We start from the raw sequence: 25,203 nt of genomic DNA, 5'->3' as shown, positions 1-25,203 counted from the left end.
GCATCTAAGAAATTAACAATAAATTAATAATTGAATAATCATAACGTCATAAATGTGCTAGAGAAAGTCACAAATTTGGTAGTTTTATACAAAAGTGAAGAGTAAAGTAGGTATGTAGTTATTTAAAGATCACAACTTGAAATCGCTTACAAAATAATTGGAGGTGGCTGCGTACTCACGAAATTCAGCTTTCAAAAGGCAAACAAAATTTTAGGAGGTTAGCTAATATGTTAAAGTCCATTCAAGCTTTAAAAAGAAATCATCTCTTAGTGCTTATTTTAGTATTTACATTAATTTGTGCACAGTTTTCATTTGTAAGATTTGCAGCTACTGCATTTGCAGCAGCTTATGAAGCGGAAGCAGGTACTTTGGCTGGAGGAGCTGTTGTTGGTACTGATCATACTGGGTATACAGGATCAGGTTTTGTAGGCGGCTTCACAGATGGTAATATAGGCAATGTATCCTTGCAATTTACCGTAAATGCTGCAACAGCAGGCAGTTATAATGCTACTTTAAGATATGCTAACGGAACAGGCAGCTCCAGAACGCTTAGCGTTTATGTTAACGGCACTAAGATTAGACAAACCACTTTGGCAAGTTTAGCGAATTGGGATACCTGGGGAACTAAGCTGGAAGCTCTGACCTTAACAGCCGGGAATAATACGATTAAATATAAATTTGATACTACGGATTCTGGCAATGTAAACATAGACAATCTGAATGTGGTTAGTGCAGGAGCAACTCCAACGCCTACCCCAACACCGACTCCACCACCAGCAGGTACTTATGAAGCAGAGTCCTCTGCATTATCCGGTGGGACTGCTGTTTATTCAGACCACACTGGCTATTCAGGAACGGGTTTTGTAGGTGGGTTTACAGACGTGAATAAGGGGAATGCTGCTGCACAGTTCACTGTAAATGCAGCCTCTGCAGGAAGCTATAATGTCACAATCCGCTATGCGAATTCATCAGGTCAAGCTCAAACGTTAAGTATCTATGTGAACGGTACTAAAATTCGCCAAACCTCGTTAGCAAATTTAGCCAATTGGGATACTTGGGGGACTAAGGTAGAAGCGTTGGCTCTTATAGCTGGAAGCAATACGATTCGCCTTAAATATGATACAACGGATACAGGTAATGTAAATGTAGATAGAATCAATGTGGCCTCAGGCGGTACAGCAACACCGACACCGACTGCTACGCCAACACCAACGCCAACTCCGACACCAACCGTAACACCGACGCCTCCACCTCCATCTGGCGGCACTTATCAAGCGGAATCGGCTGTAAGAGCAGGCGGAACAGCGGTTGCCACGGATCATACGGGCTATACAGGAACGGGTTTTGTAGGCGGTTTTTCAGATGTTAATAAAGGGAATGCAGCTTTAACCTTCACAGTAAACGTTACCTCCGCAGGTAATTATCCGATTACGCTTAGATATGCCAATGCTTCGGGACCAGCCCAGACGCTTAGCATATATGTGAATGGTACGAAACTTTCGCAGATCATCCTGGCTAATCTTGCGAACTGGGATACATGGGGTACTGTTGTAACTTATGTAGCTCTGAATAACGGCAACAATACAATCATGTACAAATATGATACGACAGACACAGGTAATGTAAATCTGGATAAAATTGATGTTGGTGCCAAGGCTACACCAACGCCAACTCCTTCACCAACACCAGTGCCAACACCAACACCGCTTCCAGGAACCTATGGAGCGACTATGCCATATGACACTTATGAGGTGGAGAGCGCAACGTTTACAGGAGCTTTAGTAGGTCCTTCAACAACTGCAGGAACCCTCGCTTCGGAATCATCCGGAAGAAAAGCCGTACAGCTTACAGCTGCAGGACAATATGCTCAAATTACATTAGCTAAAGCCGCACAAGGCATAACGCTTAGATATTCTATCCCCGATAACGCAGCGGGTACTGGAATTGATTCCGCTATCAGCTTATATGTCGGCGGAACGTTCATTAAAGATGTTAATTTAACCTCAAAATATGCTTGGAATTATGGAGAATGGGGCAGTATTTCGAGTGTAATTCGTTGGTCTAACAACCCGACTACACCTTCTACAACGCCAGCTCATATGTTTGATGAGGTTTCCGTACTATTAGGTCAGCAATATCCAATTGGAACAGTAATTAAATTCCAAAGAAATGCGACTAATTTGAACTTTAGCTCTACAGCAAGTGTAACGCTGGATTTAATCGAAACAGAAGCTGTTCCTGCTGCATTAACAATGCCGGCAAACTATGTTTCAATTACAAGCTATGGTGCAGTAGCCAATGATGGAGCAGATGATACAGCAGCAATGAACAGTGCCATAACGGCTGTTACAGGCTCTGGTGGAACTAAAGTAGGCGTTTGGATTCCAACAGGAACCTTTAACTTTAACACAGGGCATAAAGGTGCAGGCTATGACGGATCAGGCACAAGAATTTACCTGCCGCTTGGCGTATCTGTAAAAGGTGCCGGCATTTGGTATTCAGCACTTTCTGGTGATTATGCTGGTTTTGTCCTGAAAGGGAATTCAACGGTTTCGGGAATGAAGATAAGTGCAAATGATATCATCAGAGATGATCAGCTCGGTGTTGCTGGTATTGATGGTGTAGCAACAAACTCAACGATATCCAACCTTTGGATCGAGCATGGAAAAGTAGGTATCTGGTTCTCCGACGATACCAACAATGGTACGGTTACGACCAATAGAGTTAGAGACGTTTGGGCAGATGGATTGAATTTCTCAAGAGGTACTTCTAATTCAACAGCTACTAATAACTCATTCAGAAACACCGGTGACGATGGCATGGCCATGTGGTCATGGGATGGACATTTAGACAATAATAATACGTTCAGCTACAATACAGTACAAATTCCTACGCTTGCCAATGGCATTGGTATTTACGGTGGTTCAAACAATAAGGTCATCAGTAACTTAGTCACGGATACAGTACGTTCGGGCGGAGGTATCTCTTATGGAACTAACTTTAGTCCTCCATCTATGACAGGTACGTTGCTTATTCAGAACAACATGCTTTTAAGAACGGGTTCTGCTCACAGAGATTATGGCTATCAGATTGGCGCGATTTGGGCTTATTGGTTAAATAACAATGGCTTAGCTAATAACCTTACAGTAACGGTATCAGGTAATGTGATTAATGACAGCACCTATGCAGGGATTTTTATTGAAGAACCGGCACCTAACATTTCGGTTACTTATGCAAACAATACAATCAATAATCCTGGAACCTACGGTGTTTCTGTTAGAAGCACAGCAGGTGGCACTTCCGTATTCAACAGTAATACAGTTAATAATGCACCATCAGGTAAATTCATCAATGCTTCACCTAACTTTACAGTTTCAGGTACAGGCAACAACTGGTAAACTTCATAATAAAGCTTAATAGGTAAACTAAATCAGCGCATACCCTTGATGAAGATCATTGTGGTATGCGCTGGATTGTTTTTCTTAATAGAGGTCACAATCTTAGTATCTTTAGTGATTATTTTAATAGTTACTAGATTGGCATTGCTGTATAATTGGAGCTAAAACCATTTCATTCCAGCATTGGAAAAGGAGTCACCATGAGAAAAGCTACCATTCGTTCCAGGCTAATTATTGGCTTTTGTCTCGTTACTATTCCTTTGACCATTCTTTTGCTGTTGAATAGCTTATATGCGACTAAGGTAATCCATTCCCAGCTCGCGGTATCCAACAAGAATTTATTGACCATGTATATGAATAATACAGATAGTATTTTAGATGAAATCAATAAATTTCTCTATAAAACAGCCAAACAGGATACCAATCTGATTTCACTCAGTGAATACGATAAAAATAGCTTTGAGTATTACGATAAAAAAATTCATGTGGTTAATGAGCTAAATCTGAACTCAACTTATTACAATGCAGCAGACGTTTTATTTGCTTACAGCTCGAAGCATGATGAGCTGCTTATTGCTCCGCAGCAGCTTGTCCCTTATGACAAAAAACAAGCCATTCAAGCGAAGCTATTAGAAATATTAAAGGACCGCAGCATGGTTCAGAAGAACAATCAATGGACTCTGGTCAAGCTCGATCAGGAATATGGTTTAGTGCGAATTGTTGACACGGACTATAAATCATATATTGGCGCATGGATTGATCTTAGTCGACTTATACTGCCTTTTCAGCATTTAAGTGAGGATAATCGAGTGCAGGCTATGTTTGTTTCCAATGCTGGTGAAGCTGTAACGGAGCTTCCGAATGAACATTTGGAGGATCAATCCAAGCTGATTAATTGGTCTCAATATATGAATCAGCCGCAAAAAATCTACAATATCATTAAGCTAAAAGAACCTTATTTTCTCGTTGATCAACAATCTAAATTCGCGGATATTCGCTTGGTGTTGATGATTCCCGAGAAGGACCTGCTTGAAGGTCTAACTTTTTTTAAACAATTAAATTATCTAATTCCATTACTAGTTGTCATTATCTTAATTCTCTATTTGGTCTTCCTGCAAAGATCAATTGTTAAGCCTATTCATAACCTGATACAGGGAATGCGCAAGGTGAGAACTGGAAATTTGTCCGTCAGGCTGGAGGAGCATAATTTAGCAGAGTTTATCTTGATTAATGAAACCTTTAATGACATGGCAGAGGAAATTGAACATTTGAAAATCGATGTTTATGAAGAGCACATCCAAACTCAGAAAGCAGAGCTCAAGCATTTGCAGGCCCAAATTCACCCGCATTTCTTTATGAATTCTTTGAATATAGTGTTCAATCTCGCACAAATCAAGAACTTTGAATTGATTCAGACCATGGCTTTGCATCTGGTTAAATTTTTTCGTTTTACAACAAGGACCCATCTGCTAACCGTTAAATTAAGCGAAGAATTAGAGCACATTAGCAATTATCTAATCATTCAATCCTTGCGATTTCCAGATAATCTAGCTTATGAGGTAAACATAGCAAGTGAACTGGAGGACTACAGTATCCCGCCATTGACGGTTCAACCCCTTGTGGAAAATGCATTGATTCATGGCTTTACCATTAAGCATGTGGAGCCGTTTAAAGTTTCTATCCATGTGACTCTGGATCCGCTTATGCCCGATGAATATATTCTGATTCGTGTTATGGATAATGGGAAAGGCATCGCCTCAGAAGTATTAGAGGTCCTGCAGTCCAATCAATATTATCAATCCGAGGAAGGGCATATTGGCCTTAGCAATGTGCTTCGCCGCTGTAGGCTGTATTACAAATCAGAAGTAAGCCTCACCTTTGAGAACACGGTCCCAAAAGGTGCGATTGTCAGCCTGCGCCTGCCACGGAATGTATAAATGATTGGTTATAATATCACTTTTGGAGGCTATGTATATGTATAAAGTTCTGGTTGTGGATGATGAAATATATGCGGTTAAAGGACTTATTTCTGGAGTCAACTGGGAAAAGCTTGGAGTAACAGATGTGTTTGAAGCGTTTCATTCACTGCAAGCCAAAGAGTTATTATTGGCCCACGATATGGATGTGATGATTTGTGATATTGAAATGCCTGAAGGGAATGGACTGGAGCTGCTGGAGTGGGTGAGGGAGAATAAGCCTGGAGTGGAAACGATTTTCTTCACCTGTCATGCTGAGTTTAGCTTCATTAAAAAGGCCATTCAATTGGGAAGCTATGATTATTTATTAAAGCCTGTTGTCTATGCAGAAATTGAACATGTGCTTCAAGGGGCTTTATTACGTGTAGACAGTAAGCGAGAAATGAATGAAGCAACTGAAGGCTTTCAGAAATATTATCAGCTCTGGCAAAGCCAGAAGCCGATTCGCATTGAGCGCTTTTGGCAGGATTTGTTGAGACAACGCATTCTACCTAATCAGGATGTAATTCGTAATGCATTGGAATCGCATTCATTTGAGGCTGTGCAATCGGTACAGCTTATTCTAATTAGCTTAGAGGAATGGAGTAAAGCTTTTAACTCGCGAGATGAAGAAATTATGGAGTTTGCTCTACAAAAGGCAGCGGAAGAGTTAATTCTAGAAAAGCTTTCAGGCAGTATTTTTAAGGATCATCACGGCAACACGATGTGTATCCTCTATTTAGGCAATGAAATGGTAGAAACAGCTGAAATTAAAACATTATGTGAGCATTATATTAGCTCCTGCAACCAATATTTCTACAGCAAAATATCATGTTACGTTGGCGAGAAGATACCAGTAACCGATATTATGAAGTCTTACCATGGACTATTGAATATGGAATATCGGAACGTCACGCAATCCAATCGGGTCATATTCACACAGGATCAGCTAAAAGAAGATAGAGGAGTAATTCTTGACTCGTTTAATGAATGGGCTGAGTGGTTAGAGCGTGGAGATGTAGACCAGCTATATCGTAACTTGGAGCTGGTTTTTCAAGAGATGAATGAGGAACAGGTGACTGTTGAAACCTTAATTACCTTTTATCATAGCTTCCTCCAAGTCGTCTATTATGTCTTGCATCGCAAAGGAGTGTCGGTCAAAATGCTTCATGATGCCGATAAGTTTCCATTGCCGAACCATGTAACCGATTCTCTATATCAGCTCAAAAATTGGATAAAGCAGGTTATCCCTATTGTTGTTCAATTGCTTTTTTTCAAGAGTCCAACAAATCCGATCATTCAAAAGCTAAAGCTGCATATTAAAGAGAATCTCTATCAAGAAATGACTCGGGAAATGCTAGCCTCCCTTGTTTATCTGAATCCTGCCTACTTGTCCAGATTGTTTCGCAAGGAAACAGGGCTTTCCTTATCGGACTATATTCTGCAAGAAAGAATGGCTAAAGCGGCAGATATGCTGTTATGTACGGATAAAACGATCAGTGAAATTGCGGATAGCTTGGGCTATGATAATTTTTCTTATTTTGCACGTTTATTCAAGAAAATTCACGGGATGACACCGCAATATTATCGGAAGTCCTTGCATGCATGAAGCGTGTTTAGCGAAGAAAGGAGTGGCCCAAATGTACAGAGTGACTAAAGCATGGCATCAGACATTTATTGTATTCATTCTCATTCTTCCTATGCTTGTTGCCTGTAATAAGCAGACGGATCTGTCCGTTAAGGCGGATCCTAAGCAAGCTCCGACACATCTGGTCATGGTGTTTCCTTCTTCAGCATTGCCTAAGGATCTAGAATTAGTTGAAGCCGAAATCAATCAATATCTGCTGAAAAAGATGAATGCTACCTTAGAGATTCGCCCGACGCATCTTGGGGTTTGGTGGGATAAAATCAGCTTAATGTTTACTTCTAATGAGCCTTTTGATTTATTGTTTACTGCAGGCTGGTTGGAGCTTGGACAAGAGGTTGCTAAAGAGCAGATTATTCCGTTAGACGACCTATTGGAGCAATATGGCCAGGATATTACAAAAGTATTGGATCCTGCCATTGTCCAAGGGGGGAAACTAGATGGGAAAATATATGGAGTTGTGACTAATAAGGAATTTGCTGCTACAAAAGGGATAGTGATGCGCAAAGATCTGATTGCTAAATATCAATTTAATCTATCCAATATTCATGAATTGAAGGATTTGGCGCCTATTCTTCAGACGATAAAGCTGAACGAACCGGGCATTATTCCCTTACAAGCCAGATCGGACAGAACTCCCCTAACTTTACTAATGCAGTATGGCAAATATGATATGCTCGGCGATGGTCCCGGAGTTCTAGATCGCAATAGTAGAGATTTAAAGGTTATTAACATGTATGAAACTCCGCAATATAAGGAGTATGCCGAGCTTATGCACAAATGGAATCAAGCGGGTTATATCAACAGAGATGCGGCCACAACCAATGATAACGAATTTTATGCTGTGAAAGCAGGGAAGGCATTTGCCTATGCGGAATCTTTAAAGCCAGGCATTGAGGTTCAAGTATCTCGTGATACAGGTGTCCCTATGACAGCCGTGGAATTGACTAAGCCGTTTACGACTACAGCGGATACGACAAGTGCTATGTTTTCGATTCCTCGCACCTCCAAAAAGCCAGAAGAGGCAATGAAATTTCTAAATTTGCTCTACACTGATGAATACTTGTTAAACCTCTTAAATTGGGGGATTGAAGGGAAACATTATATCAAATCAGCGGATAACCGTATCCAATATCCAGCGGGAGTGGATGCAAGTAATGTAGGCTATAACATTAACGCTTCATGGATGTTTGGCAATCAATTGAATTCGTACATTTGGTCCAATGAGGATCCCGACATTTGGGAGAAATACAAGCAATTCAATGACCAAGCAGATAAATCGCCAGCTTTAGGCTTTGTTTTCTATAATGACAAGGTGAAGAATGAAATAGCGGCATGTCTCGATGTTGATAAAGAATTTGGGCCTGCTTTGAATACAGGAGAGCTAGACCCAGATATTATCCTGCCTAAATATCTTGAGAAATTAAAGCTAGCAGGTATTGATCGAATCATTGCCGAAAAGCAGCGTCAATTGAATGAATGGGCTAAAAAGTAATCAAATAACATTTGGAAAACCGTCCGAGATTTTAGGGGCGGTTTTCTAACGTTAAAAAGATGTCATAATTTTTGCTGTTTAAGTCATCAAATTAATAGTTGAAATATCTGGATTTTTATATAATTTATGTTTATACAGATTCAATTACTAAGGTTTAACAGTTAGAATTAACCATTCTCAGGAGGGTACTACTATGAAGGCAAGTTATACAAGAAAAATCAAGCTATGTTCTCTGTTTATAGGTTTAGTATTAGCCCAAATCTTATTAGTTTCTTGTGATTCCTCCACACCTACGAATTCTCCTACGGTAATGCCTACGCTTGCGGCAACGCCATCTCCCGTTGTCAGGGCGACACCAGCAGCAGCTCCGGTACAAGATGGTGCTGTTATTTATGAAGCGGAGCTTGCTGCAATTTCTGGTGGTGCTGCGATAGCAACTGACCATATTGATTTTACGGGGACCGCTTTTGTAGCCGGATATGTGGATGGGAACAAGGGATTCGCAGCTACTCAATTCACCGTTGATGCCGAAGCAGCAGGTGATTATGATGTCATACTGCGTTACGCAAATGGAACAGGCAGTGCGAAGACGTTAAGTGTTTATGTCAATGAGGCTTTGATTGAGCAAATCAGCTTAGATACGGTCGGCAGCTGGGATGACTGGGGCACTAAAGTCGAGAATTTTACTTTAATTGCTGGAAGCAATGCAATCAGCTATCGCTTCGGTGAATCCGATTCCGGCAATGTCAATATAGATCAAATTAGTGTCAGCCGTTCAGCAGGAGGGCCGAAAGCAACAGCTACTCCACCTCCACGCTTAGGTGGGACTTATGAAGCAGAAGCAGCGGTCTTGTCTGGTGGATCTGAAGTAACTTCAGATCATACTGGTTTCAGTGGGACTGGATTTGTTAGTGGATTTAGTGATGCTAATAAAGCTAAAGCCGCCATTCAATTTACCGTAAATGTACCGATTGCGGGGAATTATCCGGCTTCATTAAGATATACAAGCGCTTTGGGTACAGTGCAAACACTCAGCTTATATGTGAACGAGAAGCTGATTAAGCCGCTTTCTTTTGAAAGCATGCAAGATTGGGAAACTTGGGGGCTTGTGCTCGAAACGTTGGCATTAAATGCTGGCGATAATACGATTACTTATAAATATGATGCTGCAGATTCTGGCAATATCAACTTGGATAATCTCAATATCGGATTATTGCCTCAGGTTACTCCCAAAACAACGCCTAAACCAACAAAACTAGCCATTCCGAACAAAACAACTGCTGTATATGAAGCGGAAGCAGCTTTCTTTTCAGGCGGTGTTCAAGCTGCGAGCAGTTTAAAGGGGTTCTCCGCAACAGGCTATTTAAATTCATTTACAGCTGACGGAGCTAGAGCGATCTTTGCCGTTCACTCCCCAGCTGCAGATAAGTATCTCGTTTCCCTGAAATATTCCAATGACACAGGAGCAACAAAATCTCTGAGTATTTATGTGAATGGTTTAAAACAATTGCAAACCTCGCTGGAAGCTACAAAAAACTCCAGCACTTGGGTTGCAAAAGTTGAAACGCTAACATTGCGAAATGGCTATAATACGGTTAGTTACCAATATGACCAAGGGGATAGTGGGGCTATTCAAATCGATTCTATAAGTGTGGCGAATAGCTCAGTTGGATCAGCTCGTGGAGCTAATCTTCCTTATATCGAATATGAAGCTGAGAAGGGTGTTATTGGAGGTGGGGCAACCATCTTGGCTAAAGATCGAACGTATCTTACCCTTGCTTCCGAAGCTTCTGGCAGACAGGCAGTAAAATTAGCCGCTACCGGACAATTTGTACAATTCACTAATAAGACTGCCGCTAATTCTATGGTAATCCGTTATTCTATGCCCGATGCTGCCAGCGGAGCTGAAGGAATAACGGCTCCACTTAGTATTTACGTGAATGGTGTAAAACAAAGCGTTAATCTAAGCTCCAAATATGCTTGGGTTTATGGTGACTATCCTTACAATAATGTGCAGAAACCGGAGACTGGACATCATTTCTTCGATGAAACGCATACTTTAATTAATGTACCTGCTGGTGCAACAGTTAAGCTGCAGAAAGATAAAACGGATACAGCGGAATACTACATTATCGATTTTATTGATTTAGAGCAAGTAGATGCTCCCTATGCGATGCCTGATAATTATATATCGATAGCAGATGCACCTTATAATGCAGTAGGCAATGGAACTACCGATAATACGAAGACAATTAGGGATGCCATTAAAGATGCGACTGCAGCAGGCAAAGGCTTATGGATTCCGGAGGGTCAATTCTTGATAAACGACCGGATAAATGTCAGCAATTTAACGATTCGTGGTGCCGGACCTTGGTATTCATCGATCAATGGCTGGAATGGCAAAGGTGGGTTTATTGGTAAGGGCGATCATATTGGCATGTTTGATTTTGCCATATTAGGTGATGTGAGCTACAGAAATGATGGGGCTTTTGATGCTGGAATCGAGGGTGATTTTGGTACTGGATCTATCGTGCAGAATGTCTGGATGGAGCATGTTAAAGTTGGTCTTTGGATAGATTCGCCAACGGATGGCCTATACATCGGCGGAGTTAGAGTAAGAGATACCTTTGCGGATGGGGTCAATTTGCATAAGGGAACGAAGAATACTATATTCGAACAAAGCAATGTAAGGAACACCGGTGATGATAACTTAGCGATGTGGTCAGAAGTTACTCCAACTGAGAATAATAATTTCCGGTTCAACACTTTGCAGCTGCCTATGCTTGCCAACAATATTGGGATTTATGGTGGGATAGACAACAAAGCGGAAGACAACCTCGCCTACGATACGGTAAATGTAGGAGCGGGGATTAACATTAATACCGATTATAATTCAATGCCTTTTGGCGGTGTAACAACTCTACAGCGCAATACTTTGGTTCGAACAGGTTCAGTCGGAAACAATGGGATCATAGTTGGAGCTGTATGGGTTAATTTGCCGAAAGCCCCTATTAGTGAGCCTGTCATCTTTACAGATATCCTCATAAATGACAGTACATTTAACGGTATATCCATTTATGGACAGGATATCTGGACGAAGGGCAGCTTTAATAATGTGACCATTGAGAAAACGGGAGCTTACGGAGTTCAGGTTTCGGCCAATGCACAGGGCTCAGCCGATTTCAGTAAGGTTAAAGTATCTGGAGCGAAAGAAGGTGGACTCAATACATTAGCAGATCTGTTCAAAATAACAAAATTGGCTGGAAATAGCGGCTGGTAGAAGTCAAACAAATTTCGCCATGATTTGGGAAAGCAATCGTTTAATGAAATCCACCAACTCTGGTGGATTTCATTAAACGATTGCTTCTGTTCCTAAGCCGATGAAAATTTTAGCAAGAAATGGGATGTCACTTTTCACTGTAAAGTGGTCAAGCCAACCAGTGCCATCTTTGCGTATATGAAGCTTGATGCGTCGACCTAATTCTGTCTCGCAACGCTGAACACCCTCTATAGATAGCTCGACCTCTAAACGGATCAGCTCCTGTTTCATTTTGACAAATGATTCCCAGTTTCCGAGATGAACATGGCGAAGATCCAGCGGCTTCAATACGGCAGGTTCAGTCTCATAAACGACTGAAAGCATCCGGTCACACCGGAATAACCGATAATCATCGCGGGAAAAGCAATAGGCCGGACAAACGATTGTTGATCCCCAAATGTCGTGGGATGCAATACGTCATTCCGCTACCTATGTACGGACGATGCCGACTTGGGGAGGGGGTGCGGCAGCGGCTTTTCTCTTCTCGGGAGCTACCTCTCTTATATGGTATCAGAAAATCATCAATTGGAAAACGTCTACCGGCCAAACCAGCTACTCACGTATTTTACTCATTACCACAGGTTCGGGCGTACTTTTGCTCTTGGTGGCTTATTTCGTACCCATCGGTTTTTTTGGCATGGAGGCATTGCAGCATTTGAACTACATTTGGTTCTCGGTAGAGGATTCGGTCCGGATGAAGTGGTTTGTGGTCGAAAGATTGGTCTATGTGTATATGTTAATATTCGCGTTATATACGTTTTTCGGCGTAATCAGTAGTTGGCATATCGCGTTCCATTACGCAAAATCCTTCTTAATAAACAGGTCGAGAAAAGTGGAATGGCTGTTACTGGCTGTTTTCGCTGCTGTGCCGTTTGGATTTGTATATGTGGTGGATATAAACCTATTTATTCGAATAGGTCGATATTTTGTAATCAGTCGCATAATCGGGAATATGTGTTTGATTGTCCTTCTCATTTACTTAGCTCGGAAAAAGAGTAATGCCCATGTGTAGGTTGCCGATGGTGCTTCTAGTTATCGTAGTAGTGGGTAGTTTGTTTTCCTTATCTGGTTGCAGTGGTGTAGATATCGACAAGCGAAGTGTAGTTGTAGGAATAGGTGTCGATGTAGGTAAAAAAGCGCGTTTTCGCGTGTCGTTAGAGGTCATTGTGCCGAAAGGGGGAGAAAACAGTGGGAATGGCCAATTTTTCATACTTGACCAAGAAGCAAACTCTATCACATATGCCGTAGAGGCTCTTCAAGCCAAGAGTGAAAAACTTCTTGACTTCACTCACACAAAAATAGTCGTCATGGGGGAGGATTTAGCGAGGGAAAATGCGGATTTATTGCTGGACTACGCCGTACGTAAGCCTGGTTTGCAGTTCATCGCCTGGATGGTGGTTGCCCGCCCTAATGCCAACGCACTGCTGAAGTTAAAGACAAAATCAGGGTAACCTTCCAGTATGTATATTGATGATATGTTTTCTGATCTGCACCAGGAATCGACGCATCTTGAGGCTGTACCGATGTCGAAGTTTTACGCACGTTTCTATGAACTGGGCGCTGATCCTTATCTGCCAATCCTGGAGCTCAAAGGAGACAATATTACTACAGAACGGCTTGCTCTATTTGATAAGAAGGGGATGAGGAGCGAACTGGAACCGGAGGAAACGAGCCTCTTTAGGTTAATCACACAAAAGCCGAAACGGTTCTATTACGAGCTTAATGGGAAGGACGAGAATGACCTTATGGTCACAATGATTCGCGATGCGAAGGTAAGGTATATTCTGAAGGAAGATCCAAAGCCGCCTAAAATAAAGTACGATGTTCGCCTAAGCGGCATCGTTGCGGAGAGTGGAAACGAAGAAGTTGTTGATACGTCTGTCTACGAGTTAGTAGAAGAACGGGAAATAAAACTTAAAGTGGTGAGGCTACTTGAGAAAATACAAAGTGCAGGTCTGGATCCACTTGGATTCGGTCTTCACTATCTCTCCTACCACTGGAATCCAAAAGGTGATTGGGAGGCGTGGCAAGCTTTATATCCACAACTGAAATTTGAAGCTGATGTTCAGGTACAACTGCGATCCGAGGGGTTCGTGAAATAATTAAGACTACTTATACTATTAAACCAAGCAATTAAAGGATTGTAGATGGACAAACAAACTACAACGATTTGTGACACTAATCATTACAGTATTTTTCGAGTCAAAATTGGTATGTATTTGAATCGAAGATATTGTAATTGGTAGAAAAAAATATTATATAGAAATAAATCCCTTATAATCTTAGGCTTTTCAGTCCATGTCGACTGACTGAGTTGTGACAAATCTACATTCCAAATCAGTGATAAACAAAGTTACAAATGGTGACAATCTTAATTACAACTCACAAAATAATAGCCAATCAAAATGCAAGAACAGTGTAGAGACTTGAGCGTCATGGATTGCTTAAATATTTCACACTTGTCTGTTCTCCAGCTGAGAAGGCTTATCCAAGCCAGAAAATGAGCTTCGTGAGCTAGTGAAGAAATTCAGAAAGTAAACGAGCCCATATCAATCTCGGAAGTAACGGTTAGAGCTTTGCGGTGGGCGTAGCTTAGAGAGCTATAATCCTAGCTAATTTCATAAAAATAGGCGGTCCCATCTCGGAGTTTTTCCGGGAGGAGATCGCTTTTTTTATAAAAATATAAGTCAATAGTGGATATAGGGCTGCTGTTGGTAAGGGTACTGAGTTTGCGGTGGCTGAGGCTGTAAAGGCTGACCATAGGTTTGATTAAAATAACTCTGATTGGCAGGAATTGAATTAATATAAGGCTGCTTTTGTTGTGGCATGCCCTTCATTGCTCCAGCCACCTCTTGTTTTTGGCAATCAGCAGGTGGACCAATTACTACGGTGTTTTGAAGGGGAGCTAGTGTGTCTTTTACCTTAGCTTGATTAAGACAGTAGGTGTGGGCAAGCACGTTTGCAGGCGTTAATCTTAAGATATCTGAACCAAAAATAGTATCGGGAACAGGGGCATCAAAGATCGCGAGCAGATGGGTGTTGTCTATTGTTGCGATCTCATAATGCCACCAGCCCTGAGGTACATTCGCGACCTGACCAGGAGTTATGGGGAAATGAAGCAGGCAATTGGTGAATGGATTAATAATTGAAACCACTGCCGAACCGGAGATACAGTAAACCAACTCAGCTGCATTTTGATGATAATGGGGTTCAACAACATTAGCTGTACTAAAGTAGATATCCAGCAAAGATGTATTCTCCAAGGTATTTAGCTGCATTATAGAAAGCGTATTGATGTAATTATTGGCGTCTTTTTTGAAAGTGGTGTTATTGCTCAAATCATAAGTGAACTGAACAGAAGGGGACGTATAATCCATGTATGAAGTCATTTTTGAATATTCCTACCTTTCTAAACGCATATGTTTATGGTTCTAATAAAATAATATATGCGTTTACCTATATACAAGTGCGAATTATTGAGATTATAAATTGGTCTTGGTCTGTGGGTATTTGACTACAGGCCATTTTTCTTTGCGTAAAGCATCTAATAAATCAGCTCCAACGTGCAAGTTATCTTGAACGAGCTGTCGAGGTGAAAGTGCCATCCATTGGTTTAATGAGATATCGACGAAGCGATCACTTTTGAACATTTCTAAGAACCATAATGTTTCGCTGCCTGTATTCTGGATGTAATGGCCATTTGCAAAAGGTACATAACCCACATCTCCAGCTCTATAATTGAATGTTCGAGCTATGCCATTGCCAGCAAATACAGTCATTCTTCCTTGGCCTGTGAGATAATACTGCCATTCGTCGTTATTAGGGTGCCAATGAAGCTCTCTCATAGCACCTGGCTCGACTTCGACCAATGCCGCAGCAATCGTTTTGGATATTGGAAAGTTCGATGAATCTACTATCCGTACACTCCCACCAGGCGTTTTTAATGGAGTTTGTGCCAATAATTGATGCTTAAAGCTTAGCGGAATTGTCCCGTAAGGTGATTGTACTCTCTGGCTTTCCAACGAACCCGGAACAGCATCTTGAAATATATAGACTTGATCGGATGAAATAGAGTTAAAGGCAAGCTCTGAAACTCCAAAATTAGCTGAAAGTACTTCTTTTGGAGTATGGGCAAACCAATCTGAGATGGACAAGGTATTCAGATCTGAGAAGCTGCCATCATCAAAAACAAGCAGGAATTCACAGCCTTCCGCTAAACCCTGAATGGAATGTGGCAAGCCTGCCGGGAAGTACCACAAGTCGCCTGGACCTAAATCTGCAATGAAATTTCGTCCCTCTGGATCCATGGCTGTAATTCTTGCCCGGCCTAACAGCATATAAGCCCACTCTGCTTGTTGATGCCAATGTAACTCGCGAACACCTCCTGGTGTTAAACTCATATTAACTCCAGCGAGTGTTGTGGCGATAGGGAGATCCCTGGCTGTAATTTCACGAGACCAGCCACCCTGATTCAACTGCATGTGTGTATCAGAGAAAGAGAGTTTGAGATTAGGAAGCAAGCCATTGTCGGTAGCTGGAGGGACGAACATATTAGGATTTTCAAGATCTCGCATCACATCACGTGGGCCAAGATCGATTCCTCCAGCTCCATCATTTCTTATTGGCTGTGGTATTTGAGTATTATTTTTATGGGAATTCTCAGGAATTTTAATTAGTTTATCTCCTTCCGAATGTGTAAGATGACAAAGATTTCCTAACTATTTAATGTTTATGGTATAAGCTTGAGTGATATGTAAAATTGATTTAATTATCATATAAATATGGTAAAATGAGTTTGAACAGGAGTGATCGAACTTGCAAAAATGGCTGCGCTTCATACTGGCATTTACTATATTGGCTCTACTACTTCCTATGATGTCGGTACAAGCCGCAACTGAAAAAGTGACCTTACAGCTTAAATGGAAGCATCAATTCCAATTCGCCGGCTACTATGCTGCACTGGAAAAAGGCTACTATAAAGAAGCTGGTTTTGATGTAAACTTGAAAGAGGTCGATATATCAAAGGATCCTATAGATCAAGTTATCCATGGTGAAGCTGAATTTGGCTCAGCGTCCGCAGAATTGGTGCAAAGACGTTCACAGGGAGATCCTGTAGTTGTGCTTGGTGTCGTTTTTCAACATTCACCGCTTGTGTTAATTGCACATGAGGACGAAGGAATATCTAACTTGCATGATCTCAAAGGCAAAAAAATTATGCTGGAGACCCAATCTGCTGAAATTTATGCCTATTTAAATATGGAAGGCATTACTAAAGATCAAATGGAAGTTGTGCCTCATTCCTACAATTTAAAGGATTTTATTGAACGACGTGTGGATGCGGTCTCGGTTTATACGACAGATGAATTGTATGTGCTTAACCATCAGGGGATAGCTGTTCATGTTTTTCAGCCAAGGGCGAACGGGATTGATTTCTATGGCGATGTATTGTTTACTACCGAAGCACAAATTAAGAAGGATCCCAAACGAGTCCAAGCTTTTAGAGATGCCAGCATGCGTGGTTGGAAATATGCGATGGAACATACGGATGAGATCATAGACTTGATTATTAGTAAATATAGCAAGCTGCATTCAAAGGAAGAGCTTCAGGATGAAGCAAGAAAAATGCAAATCCTTTTACAGCCCGAATTGATTGAGCCTGGTTATTCTAACCGAGATCGTTGGGAGCATATGGTGGCTACTTTTAAGGATATGGGGATGATTTCTAAGGCGGAATTCCCGATGGATGCTTTCCTTTTTGAGAAAGAGGATACGTATAAGCTGCCTCATTGGGTGAAGAATGTTCTGATCATATTGGCTTGTATTCTGTTGCCGCTCATGATTATTACAGTCTATATCTCTAGAATGAATAGAAATTTACGGTTCCAAATTAAGAAACGCCAACAAGCTGAGGATGATCTAGAGGAAAGTGAAGTTAGGCTGAAGTTGCTTGTGGAGAGCACGGATGAATTAATCGTAATGTTTGATTTAGAAGGCAAATGTATTTATTTCAACGGTTCACTTAAATATGGAATTGATGCTGGGCAGTTGATAGGCAAAACGCACGACGAGTGGATTAAATCAGAGCTGTATAGCGTTCTATTTAAGAATGTTCATAACGTAATCCAAGACGGAAACAAAATGTCTGATGAATTTTCTGTTGAACTGAATGGAGAATTTGTCTGGTTTTCGAATAATCTATATCCAGTTCGCAATGCAAAGCAGCAAATGATTGCTGTAGCTTTCATTACAAGAGACATTACCGAGCGCAAAATAAGTGAAGAAAAGCTCGATTATATGGCTCAATATGATAGCTTGACTGGGCTGCTTAATCGCAATAGCTTTTATGAGAGATTGGCTCACGACATGAGTATTTCCGCAAGAAATCAACAGCAACTGGCTTTATTGTTCATTGATCTCGATAGCTTTAAAGAGGTGAATGATAATTACGGCCATAAAACAGGAGATGAATTGCTGAAAGAAGTAGCGCAACGCTTAACCTCAAGTGTGCGTGAGTCCGATACGGTTATGCGCTTAGCTGGAGATGAATTTGTAATTATTCTGATGAACCTCAAGGGTAAAACAGAAATTAGCCGCATAACTGAGCTGATTCTGCAGAATGTTTGCGCTTCGATTTCGATTGAGGACAAGCAGCTGCAAGTAACTGCAAGCATTGGAATTAGTATTTATCCAGAAGATGGCATTGAAGCAGAAGAATTGTTAAATCGAGCGGATTCAGCTATGTATGATTCCAAAAAAAGTGGAGTTAACAATTATAGCTATTATAGGCAAGAATAAGGATTATAAAAAGGAGTTGATTTTAAATGGAAAATTCAAATTCGAAAATTACGACGTTTTTAATGTTCGAGGGTAAGGCAGAAGAGGCGATGAAGCTTTACACCTCTATATTTGATCAATCCGAAATAATTAGTATTCAGCGTTATGGAGCGAATCAAGCGGGGGCTGAAGGCAGTGTACTGCAAGCCACATTCTCATTGCATGGACAAGTATTCATGTGCATCGATAGCAGCGTTAAACATGGGTTTACTTTTACACCAGCCATATCCTTGTATGTAACTTGCGATACTGAAGCTGAGATCGACCGCGTTTTTGCACAGCTGTCTGAGGATGGAAAAGTGCTAATGGCATTAGACAGTTATCCGTTTAGCAAAAGATTTGGTTGGCTGCAGGATAAGTTCGGTGTTTCGTGGCAATTAAATCTTAACAACGGTAATAACATAGACTAGATGAAGCATCTAAAGAGTAGCCCCATTGGTTACTCTTTTTACTTATATAAATAGATATAACCGATCTAGCGGGCTGCTTTTTTTGTCGGTTTAAAGTGCTTTTAAGAGCTGGGCAATTAGTGTAGGATTATTAGTAGGAAACTTTAACAAAAGGAGTGACAAGTGAATGCTGCTAAACAGTAAGTTTTTTCGGTTTTTTCTAGTGATATGCTCGCTTTTAATTTTATTGGCGATTGTTTACATGACTGCGAAAATTAGCTTTATTTTTAGGCCTTTAGCGATGATCTTTAATATTCTCATTCTGCCCTTTATGCTAGCAGGCTTCTTCTACTATTTATTACGTCCGTTGGTGACTTACTTTGAGAAAATAAAAATTAATAAAACCATCTCGATCATTTTGATTTATTGTGTTCTGGCTGCTGCTGCCGTCGTATTTTTTATTATTATATGGCCTTTGCTGCAAACCCAGATTGAGAATTTTATCAAGAGTGCTCCGGAACTGATTAAAGGCTTTCAGGCACAGATCAATAAAATTCAAGAGAATCGTTTGGTAGCGATGTTCGTTGGGGATGATTCCGATCTGTCAACGAAGTTATCCGAGTATTTGAATACAGCTATTACGATTGCTTCGAATTATATTTCGAATATTTTTGCAATTATCACTAGCTTCGTGATTGTTATTGCGACAGCGCCTATTATTCTGTATTACATGTTAAAAGAAAGCGAGCATATTCCCAGTTCGATTCTTCACATTATCCCAAGACGGTTCCGCAAGGATGGCAGGGAGGTTATTCTAGAAATTGATGATGCCTTAAGCGGCTTTATTGTAGGCCGTGTTATTATTACTTGTCTGTTAGGTGTTTTACTATATATTGGATTTATGATCATCGGGCTGCCTTACGCGTTATTGTTGGCAGTTATCGCTACGGTGCTGAATATCATTCCCTATATTGGACAGTTTTTGGGTGCTATACCTTGTCTAATTGTTGCTTTTATTGATGCGCCGTCGATGATAATATGGGTAGTGATTGTTACGGTAATTGCTCAACAAATCGAAAGCAGCTTTCTATCACCGCATATTTATGGAAAACGTCTGGATATTCACCCATTGACTACGATTATTCTGCTATTAGTGGCAGGGGATATCGTCGGAATACTTGGTGTTATTCTAGCGATTCCAGCTTATATGGTTGTGAAAATAATTATAGTGCGAATCTATCGCATCTTTCTGGCTGATAAATTTGAGGAATTGATTGAGTGAGATTATCCAGTCAGATACGGACTTCATAAATCTGCGTTTTGGTGCTGTCTTGCCTGATTCTAGCTGGATTCCCGATGTAATAAATTCCACGGATAACCTGGACGTCCCATTCGTCCAATTGGGTCAGGTTTACGCAAGCGATGTTGTGACGGCCATTATTCGAACTGTCGAGGCACCGATTAAGCTAGAGGTTCGTACTTGTAATTTAGTGGGGCCGGATTCCAACTGCAGTATTTCTACACTCGAAATGCTTCGCATGATTCTGAAGGATAAAGCGCCAGAATTTGATCTCTCTTATTATGAACAACCGGGGAATGCCCATAAACCACTTTATGCGATGGATGGAATTTATCGTGAATTTGGTTTTAAAGCAATCAAATCAACACGTCCTTTTGAGCATGGAGTAATTAAATGAATTGACAACAATTAAATTTAGTGTAAGAATAGATTAACTTTTATAAAAGAAATTCGTTAACGAGAAAGAGTAAGCTATGATCTTGTTCCCCAGAGAGTTGGCGTATGGCTGAAAGCCAATGTTCATGTTCTAGCTGAAAATCCGCTCCGAGAAGTAAAGCTGAAGCTTGAGTAAGCTTTACCGGGATCCCGCCGTTACAAGGGCCGCGTATGTTAGTACGCAGTTGAGGTGCTATAGGAGCAGATAATGCTTTTATGGAATTAGGGTGGTATCGCGAGTTCAATCTCGTCCCTTTCAGGGGCGGGATTTTTTGTGTTTTCAACTATGATTAAGGAGTGGGTTATATGCGTCCAGTTGATGTTAAGGAAAAAGCTGCAGATCGTGAGAAGAGGATTTATGAGCAGTGGAGTAAGGATCAGACCTTTGCTAAGTCAGTTAATCAACGAGCTGGCAGTCCGCGTTTTGTATTCTATGAAGGCCCGCCAACCGCTAATGGCGCACCGCATATTGGCCATGTTCTTGGTCGGGTTATTAAGGATTTTATCTGTCGGTATAAGACAATGACAGGGCATCAAGTATTACGCAAAGCTGGTTGGGATACGCATGGATTACCTGTAGAGCTTGGGGTGGAGAAGGAGCTGGGTATCTCAGGCAAACAAGCAATCGAAGCTTACGGTGTTGAGAAATTCATCGATAAATGCAAAGCCAGTGTGTTCCGATATGAGAAGCAATGGCGTGAATTAACCGAGTCAATCGGCTACTGGACCGATATGAATGATCCTTACATTACCTTGTCTAATGATTATATCGAGAGTGTTTGGCATATTCTATCCAAAGTCCACAAGGAAGGCCATCTCTATAAAGGCCATCGCGTAAGTCCTTATTGCCCAAGCTGCCAAACAACTCTCAGCTCACATGAACTAGCACAGGGTTACGAAGATGTGAAGGATCTTAGTGCAACCGTGAAATTTAAAAGCAGCGAAGGGGAGAGTTTCCTAGCGTGGACGACAACGCCTTGGACTTTACCGGCAAATGTAGCCTTGGCCGTAAATCCCGAGCTGGATTACGTTAAGGTAAAGCAGAATAATGAGGTCTATATCCTAGCCAAAAATCTGTTAGCTAAAATTATCCAAGAGCCTTACGAGCTGCTATCTGAGCATAAAGGGGATGAATTTGTAGGTGTTTCTTATGAAGCCCCTTATCCTTATGCGACCGATAAACTTAGATATGTTGTAATTGCAGCAGATTTTGTGAGTGATACGAGCGGGACGGGAATTGTCCACATTGCTCCAGCACATGGGGAAGATGATTATCGTGCTTCACAAAAGCAGGGTATTGAAATTCTGAATGTGGTTGGACTGGATGGCTGTTATACCGCTGATGTCACTGAGTTCGCTGGTCGTTTTGTTAAGGATTGTGATGTGGATATCGTTAAAGATTTATCAAAACGCAGCCTATTATTCTCAAAAGAGCGTTATGAGCACAGCTACCCTTTCTGCTGGCGCTGTAAAACGCCGCTGCTCTATTATGCCATGGAAAGCTGGTTTATCCGAACTACAGCAATTAAAGATAAAATGATCGCAAACAATAAAGCAGTCAAATGGTATCCAGATCACGTGAGAGATGGACGTTTTGGTAAATTTCTCGATGAGCTAGTGGATTGGAATATCAGCCGAAATCGCTATTGGGGAACACCGCTTAATGTATGGGTTTGCCAAGACTGCGGCAATGAGCACGCACCAGGAAGTATCGCGGAATTGCGGGAGAACGCTACAAAACCAATATCTGAAAATTTGGAGCTGCATAAACCTTTTATAGATGAAATCCGGCTTAATTGCTCAGCATGCTCAGGCGAAATGGTACGTTCCTCAGAAGTAATAGATGTCTGGTTTGATAGTGGCTCTATGCCATTTGCGCAGCATCATTATCCGTTTGAGAATCAAGCAGCATTTGACGAGCAATATCCTGCAGATATCATTTGTGAAGGAATTGATCAAACTCGTGGCTGGTTCTATAGCTTGTTAGCGGTATCGACCCTTTTTACAGGGAAAGCTCCTTATAAAGCAGTGATGGCGACGGGACATATTTTAGACGAGAATGGTCTGAAAATGTCTAAGAGCAAAGGGAACGTTGTGGATCCATGGGAAATAATCAATGAATTTGGTGCGGATGCCTTTCGCTGGGCTTTGCTGTCTGACAGTGCTCCTTGGCTTAGCAAGCGTTTCTCAAGATCGATTGTGGCAGAAGCTAAATCTAAAGTTATCGATACACTAGTAAATGCTCATGCTTTTTATGTTATGTACGCTAAGATTGATCAATACGATCCAGCGGTAGATGTTAATGAAGAGTCTGCGAATATGCTCGATCAATGGATGATATCACGACTTAACCAGACGATAGATAAGGTTCGAGCTGGCTTGGAAACTTATGATTTCATGAACGCAGCTCAAGCTATTGAAAGCATTGTAGACGAATTCAGTAATTGGTATATCCGTCGTTCAAGGGAGCGTTTCTGGGGCAAAGGATTGTCAGAGGATAAATGCGCTGCATATAGAACGATGCGTCAGGTGTTATTAACGCTCAGCCGATTAATGGCTCCTTTTACACCTTTCCTAGCGGAAGAAATCTATAGTAATTTAGCAGTCGGAGGCAGCGTTCATTTAACTGATTTTCCCGACTCCAATCCGTCTGTTATTGATTTGGCCTTAGAAGCAAATATGGGAAGAGTTAAACAAATTGTTGAGCTCGCGAGGATCATTCGCAATGATACAGGCCTTAAGAATCGTCAGCCGCTATCGGAGCTGATCGTCATTATGGAAGGGACTCTGGGTTCAGCTGCATTTGTTGATATTATTCAAGATGAAATGAATGTGAAAGCCATTCGCGTCGAATCACAGAATAACGAGCTTACTAACTACTCGTTGAAAATGAATTTAAAGCTATCAGGACCCAAATACGGCAAGCTGATCTCTGGAATGCAAGCTTATTTGAAGGGCTTAGAGCAAGCGAAAATTCTGCTGATGCTCGAGAAGGGTTACTTTGCTTACAAGCCTGAAAACGGAGAGACGATCAACATTTCCTTGGAAGAAGTGTTGGTAGAGCGTCAAGCCAAGCCAGGTTTCGCATCGGCTACCGGCTATAATATGACGGTTTCACTCAATACGAGCCTTACGCCTGACCTCGAAAAAGAAGGGATGATCCGGGAGCTGATTCGTGCGATTCAAGATCTTCGCAAGAAATACGATCTTCCGATTGATAAGCGGGTAGACCTCGTTATTCATACAGACGAAGACACTTGGAGTACAATCATTCAGTTTGAAGATTTACTTCAAAAGAACGTGCTGCTTCAATCATTGAAATTTGGGGAAAACAGCAGCGGAGAGCAAATTCAAATTGCGGAAAAAACATTATGGCTTGGGATTGAATGAGTTGAATTGAAAAAAGGAAACCTAAACGGAGTCTGCCAATGCAGCTCCGTTTTTTTAAAGGAAAAACTCCCTTTAAAATGATCGCAAATGGATTAAACGGTTACTTAACGGTACATTTTCCAGCTACAGAGTGAGCTCTAACGAACCAGCTCAATAAACCTGCTTGCTGAGCTGGATAGCGGCATGTTGCGCATAGTCATAATTCCTACATGAGAAGGCGGCAGCCGTACATCTAATTGGATCTCGAAGAGAGAGCCCTCTTCCAGCTCCTTGGAAACAAATTCTCTGGTTACGTAAGAGATTCCAAGTCCTTTCAGCGCAAACTCGATGAGCAGATCCACACTTCCGACTTCGATTTCAGGTTTGAGTTTGTAGCCGTAGCTTTGGAATAATTCCGTAATGGCCATTCGCGCCCGGCTATTGCGCGAGAATAGAATGACGGGGTACTGGAGCAGCATATCCAGTGATAAGACTACATCCTTAAGGTCGGCATAACGGGCCCCTGCTACAAAACAATCCGATAGCTGGATACTCTCTCTCACTTCGAGCTGGGGATCGACGATTGGCATACGCACGACACCCATATCGATTCTGCCTTCTTTTAAGAAAGCAATAATCTCAGGCGTAGTTCCATGATTAAGTTGAAGTCGGATGCTGGGATGCTTCTGATGAAAGTCTTCCAAGTAAGGAAGCAAATAATGCTTAAACAATGAATCACTTCCCCCGAGCCGCAGCTCGCCGCTGTCCAAATTTTTAAGTGCAGCCATTTTTTCTTCGGCACGCGAGATTAAAATCTGAGACTGTTCAATATAGGAGTAGAGGATGGCACCTTCTTGCGTCACCGCAACACCTTTGGAATTCCGATAAAACAAAGTAATGCCAAAGCTTGATTCGAGCTGTTTGATCGCGTGGCTAACACTTGGTTGGGTGAGATACAAGGCCTTGGCTGCTTGTGTCAAGCTGCCTGTTTTCGCAGCCCAGTAAAAAACTTTGTATAATTCATAGTTATTGTTCATAGATGGGGTCTATAGCTCCTGTGAAAT

The 25,203-nt window shown here is 41.4% G+C and carries 17 protein-coding genes and 1 other annotated feature; of the genes, 13 read left to right on the top strand and 4 right to left on the bottom strand.

The window, feature by feature from the left end:
* The first annotated feature begins 227 nt into the window (after nt 1-227).
* From EHS13_RS21660 to EHS13_RS21640, 5 genes are all read left to right on the top strand, one after another.
* Nucleotides 228-3,398 (top strand): CBM35 domain-containing protein, encoded by a 3,171-nt coding sequence (locus EHS13_RS21660; RefSeq protein WP_155702390.1) that lies wholly within the window; start codon nt 228-230, stop codon nt 3,396-3,398.
* 200 nt (nt 3,399-3,598) lie between these two features.
* On the top strand, nt 3,599-5,335 hold the full coding sequence (locus tag EHS13_RS21655; RefSeq protein WP_155702389.1) for a sensor histidine kinase: 1,737 nt from the start codon (nt 3,599-3,601) through the stop codon (nt 5,333-5,335).
* A 37-nt stretch (nt 5,336-5,372) separates the two neighbouring features.
* The gene (locus tag EHS13_RS21650; RefSeq protein WP_162463193.1) at nt 5,373-6,962 is read left to right on the top strand and encodes a helix-turn-helix domain-containing protein; all 1,590 of its coding nucleotides are present in this window, start codon (nt 5,373-5,375) and stop codon (nt 6,960-6,962) included.
* Between the two features lie 31 nt (nt 6,963-6,993).
* On the top strand, nt 6,994-8,493 hold the full coding sequence (locus tag EHS13_RS21645) for an ABC transporter substrate-binding protein (RefSeq protein ID WP_162463192.1): 1,500 nt from the start codon (nt 6,994-6,996) through the stop codon (nt 8,491-8,493).
* Between the two features lie 193 nt (nt 8,494-8,686).
* On the top strand, nt 8,687-11,773 hold the full coding sequence (locus EHS13_RS21640; RefSeq protein ID WP_155702386.1) for a CBM35 domain-containing protein: 3,087 nt from the start codon (nt 8,687-8,689) through the stop codon (nt 11,771-11,773).
* Between the two features lie 72 nt (nt 11,774-11,845).
* Here EHS13_RS21640 and EHS13_RS21635 read toward each other — a convergent pair whose 3' ends face one another.
* Nucleotides 11,846-12,136, bottom strand: a complete 291-nt coding sequence (locus tag EHS13_RS21635; protein WP_452445347.1) for a WYL domain-containing protein — start codon at nt 12,134-12,136, stop codon at nt 11,846-11,848.
* 73 nt (nt 12,137-12,209) lie between these two features.
* Here EHS13_RS21635 and EHS13_RS21630 point away from each other — a divergent pair, with 73 nt between their 5' ends.
* The 3 genes from EHS13_RS21630 to EHS13_RS21620 are packed head-to-tail and all read left to right on the top strand — an operon-like array spanning nt 12,210 to nt 13,914.
* On the top strand, nt 12,210-12,824 hold the full coding sequence (locus EHS13_RS21630; RefSeq protein WP_155702384.1) for a hypothetical protein: 615 nt from the start codon (nt 12,210-12,212) through the stop codon (nt 12,822-12,824).
* 7 nt (nt 12,825-12,831) lie between these two features.
* Nucleotides 12,832-13,263 (top strand): Ger(x)C family spore germination protein, encoded by a 432-nt coding sequence (locus EHS13_RS21625; protein ID WP_155702383.1) that lies wholly within the window; start codon nt 12,832-12,834, stop codon nt 13,261-13,263.
* A 9-nt stretch (nt 13,264-13,272) separates the two neighbouring features.
* On the top strand, nt 13,273-13,914 hold the full coding sequence (locus EHS13_RS21620; protein ID WP_155702382.1) for a Ger(x)C family spore germination C-terminal domain-containing protein: 642 nt from the start codon (nt 13,273-13,275) through the stop codon (nt 13,912-13,914).
* Nucleotides 13,915-14,499: 585 nt separating this feature from the next.
* Here the strand turns inward: EHS13_RS21620 and EHS13_RS21615 are convergent.
* A complete protein-coding gene (locus EHS13_RS21615) occupies nt 14,500-15,201 on the bottom strand; it encodes a cupin domain-containing protein (RefSeq protein ID WP_155702381.1) in 702 nt (233 codons plus the stop codon).
* 93 nt (nt 15,202-15,294) lie between these two features.
* Nucleotides 15,295-16,479 carry an oxalate decarboxylase family bicupin gene (locus EHS13_RS21610; protein WP_405083590.1) on the bottom strand — a complete coding sequence of 395 codons (1,185 nt, stop codon included), beginning with the start codon at nt 16,477-16,479 and terminating at the stop codon, nt 15,295-15,297.
* 148 nt (nt 16,480-16,627) lie between these two features.
* On the opposite strand from EHS13_RS21610, the gene EHS13_RS21605 reads away from it, so the two are divergent.
* From EHS13_RS21605 to ileS, 5 genes are all read left to right on the top strand, one after another.
* Nucleotides 16,628-18,607, top strand: a complete 1,980-nt coding sequence (locus tag EHS13_RS21605) for a diguanylate cyclase domain-containing protein (RefSeq protein ID WP_155702379.1) — start codon at nt 16,628-16,630, stop codon at nt 18,605-18,607.
* 26 nt (nt 18,608-18,633) lie between these two features.
* Nucleotides 18,634-19,056 carry a VOC family protein gene (locus tag EHS13_RS21600; RefSeq protein ID WP_155702378.1) on the top strand — a complete coding sequence of 141 codons (423 nt, stop codon included), beginning with the start codon at nt 18,634-18,636 and terminating at the stop codon, nt 19,054-19,056.
* 166 nt (nt 19,057-19,222) lie between these two features.
* Nucleotides 19,223-20,317 carry an AI-2E family transporter gene (locus EHS13_RS21595; protein WP_155702377.1) on the top strand — a complete coding sequence of 365 codons (1,095 nt, stop codon included), beginning with the start codon at nt 19,223-19,225 and terminating at the stop codon, nt 20,315-20,317.
* The gene (locus EHS13_RS21590) at nt 20,310-20,732 is read left to right on the top strand and encodes a hypothetical protein (protein ID WP_155702376.1); all 423 of its coding nucleotides are present in this window, start codon (nt 20,310-20,312) and stop codon (nt 20,730-20,732) included. Before EHS13_RS21595 ends, EHS13_RS21590 begins: the two co-directional genes overlap by 8 nt.
* A 47-nt stretch (nt 20,733-20,779) precedes the next feature.
* Nucleotides 20,780-21,028, top strand: a binding site (T-box leader).
* Nucleotides 21,029-21,076: 48 nt separating this feature from the next.
* Nucleotides 21,077-24,160 carry an isoleucine--tRNA ligase gene (gene ileS, locus EHS13_RS21585; RefSeq protein WP_155702375.1) on the top strand — a complete coding sequence of 1,028 codons (3,084 nt, stop codon included), beginning with the start codon at nt 21,077-21,079 and terminating at the stop codon, nt 24,158-24,160.
* A gap of 137 nt (nt 24,161-24,297) precedes the next feature.
* On the opposite strand, the gene EHS13_RS21580 is transcribed toward ileS, so the two are convergent.
* Entirely contained in the window at nt 24,298-25,176 is an 879-nt protein-coding gene (locus EHS13_RS21580) for a LysR family transcriptional regulator (RefSeq protein ID WP_155702374.1), read from the bottom strand.
* Between the last annotated feature and the right edge of the window lie 27 nt (nt 25,177-25,203).

The sequence above is a fragment of the Paenibacillus psychroresistens genome, assembly GCF_009728935.1.
Lineage (GTDB): Bacteria > Bacillota > Bacilli > Paenibacillales > NBRC-103111 > Paenibacillus_AC > Paenibacillus_AC psychroresistens.
This window is presented reverse-complemented; position numbering and strand designations above follow the sequence as displayed.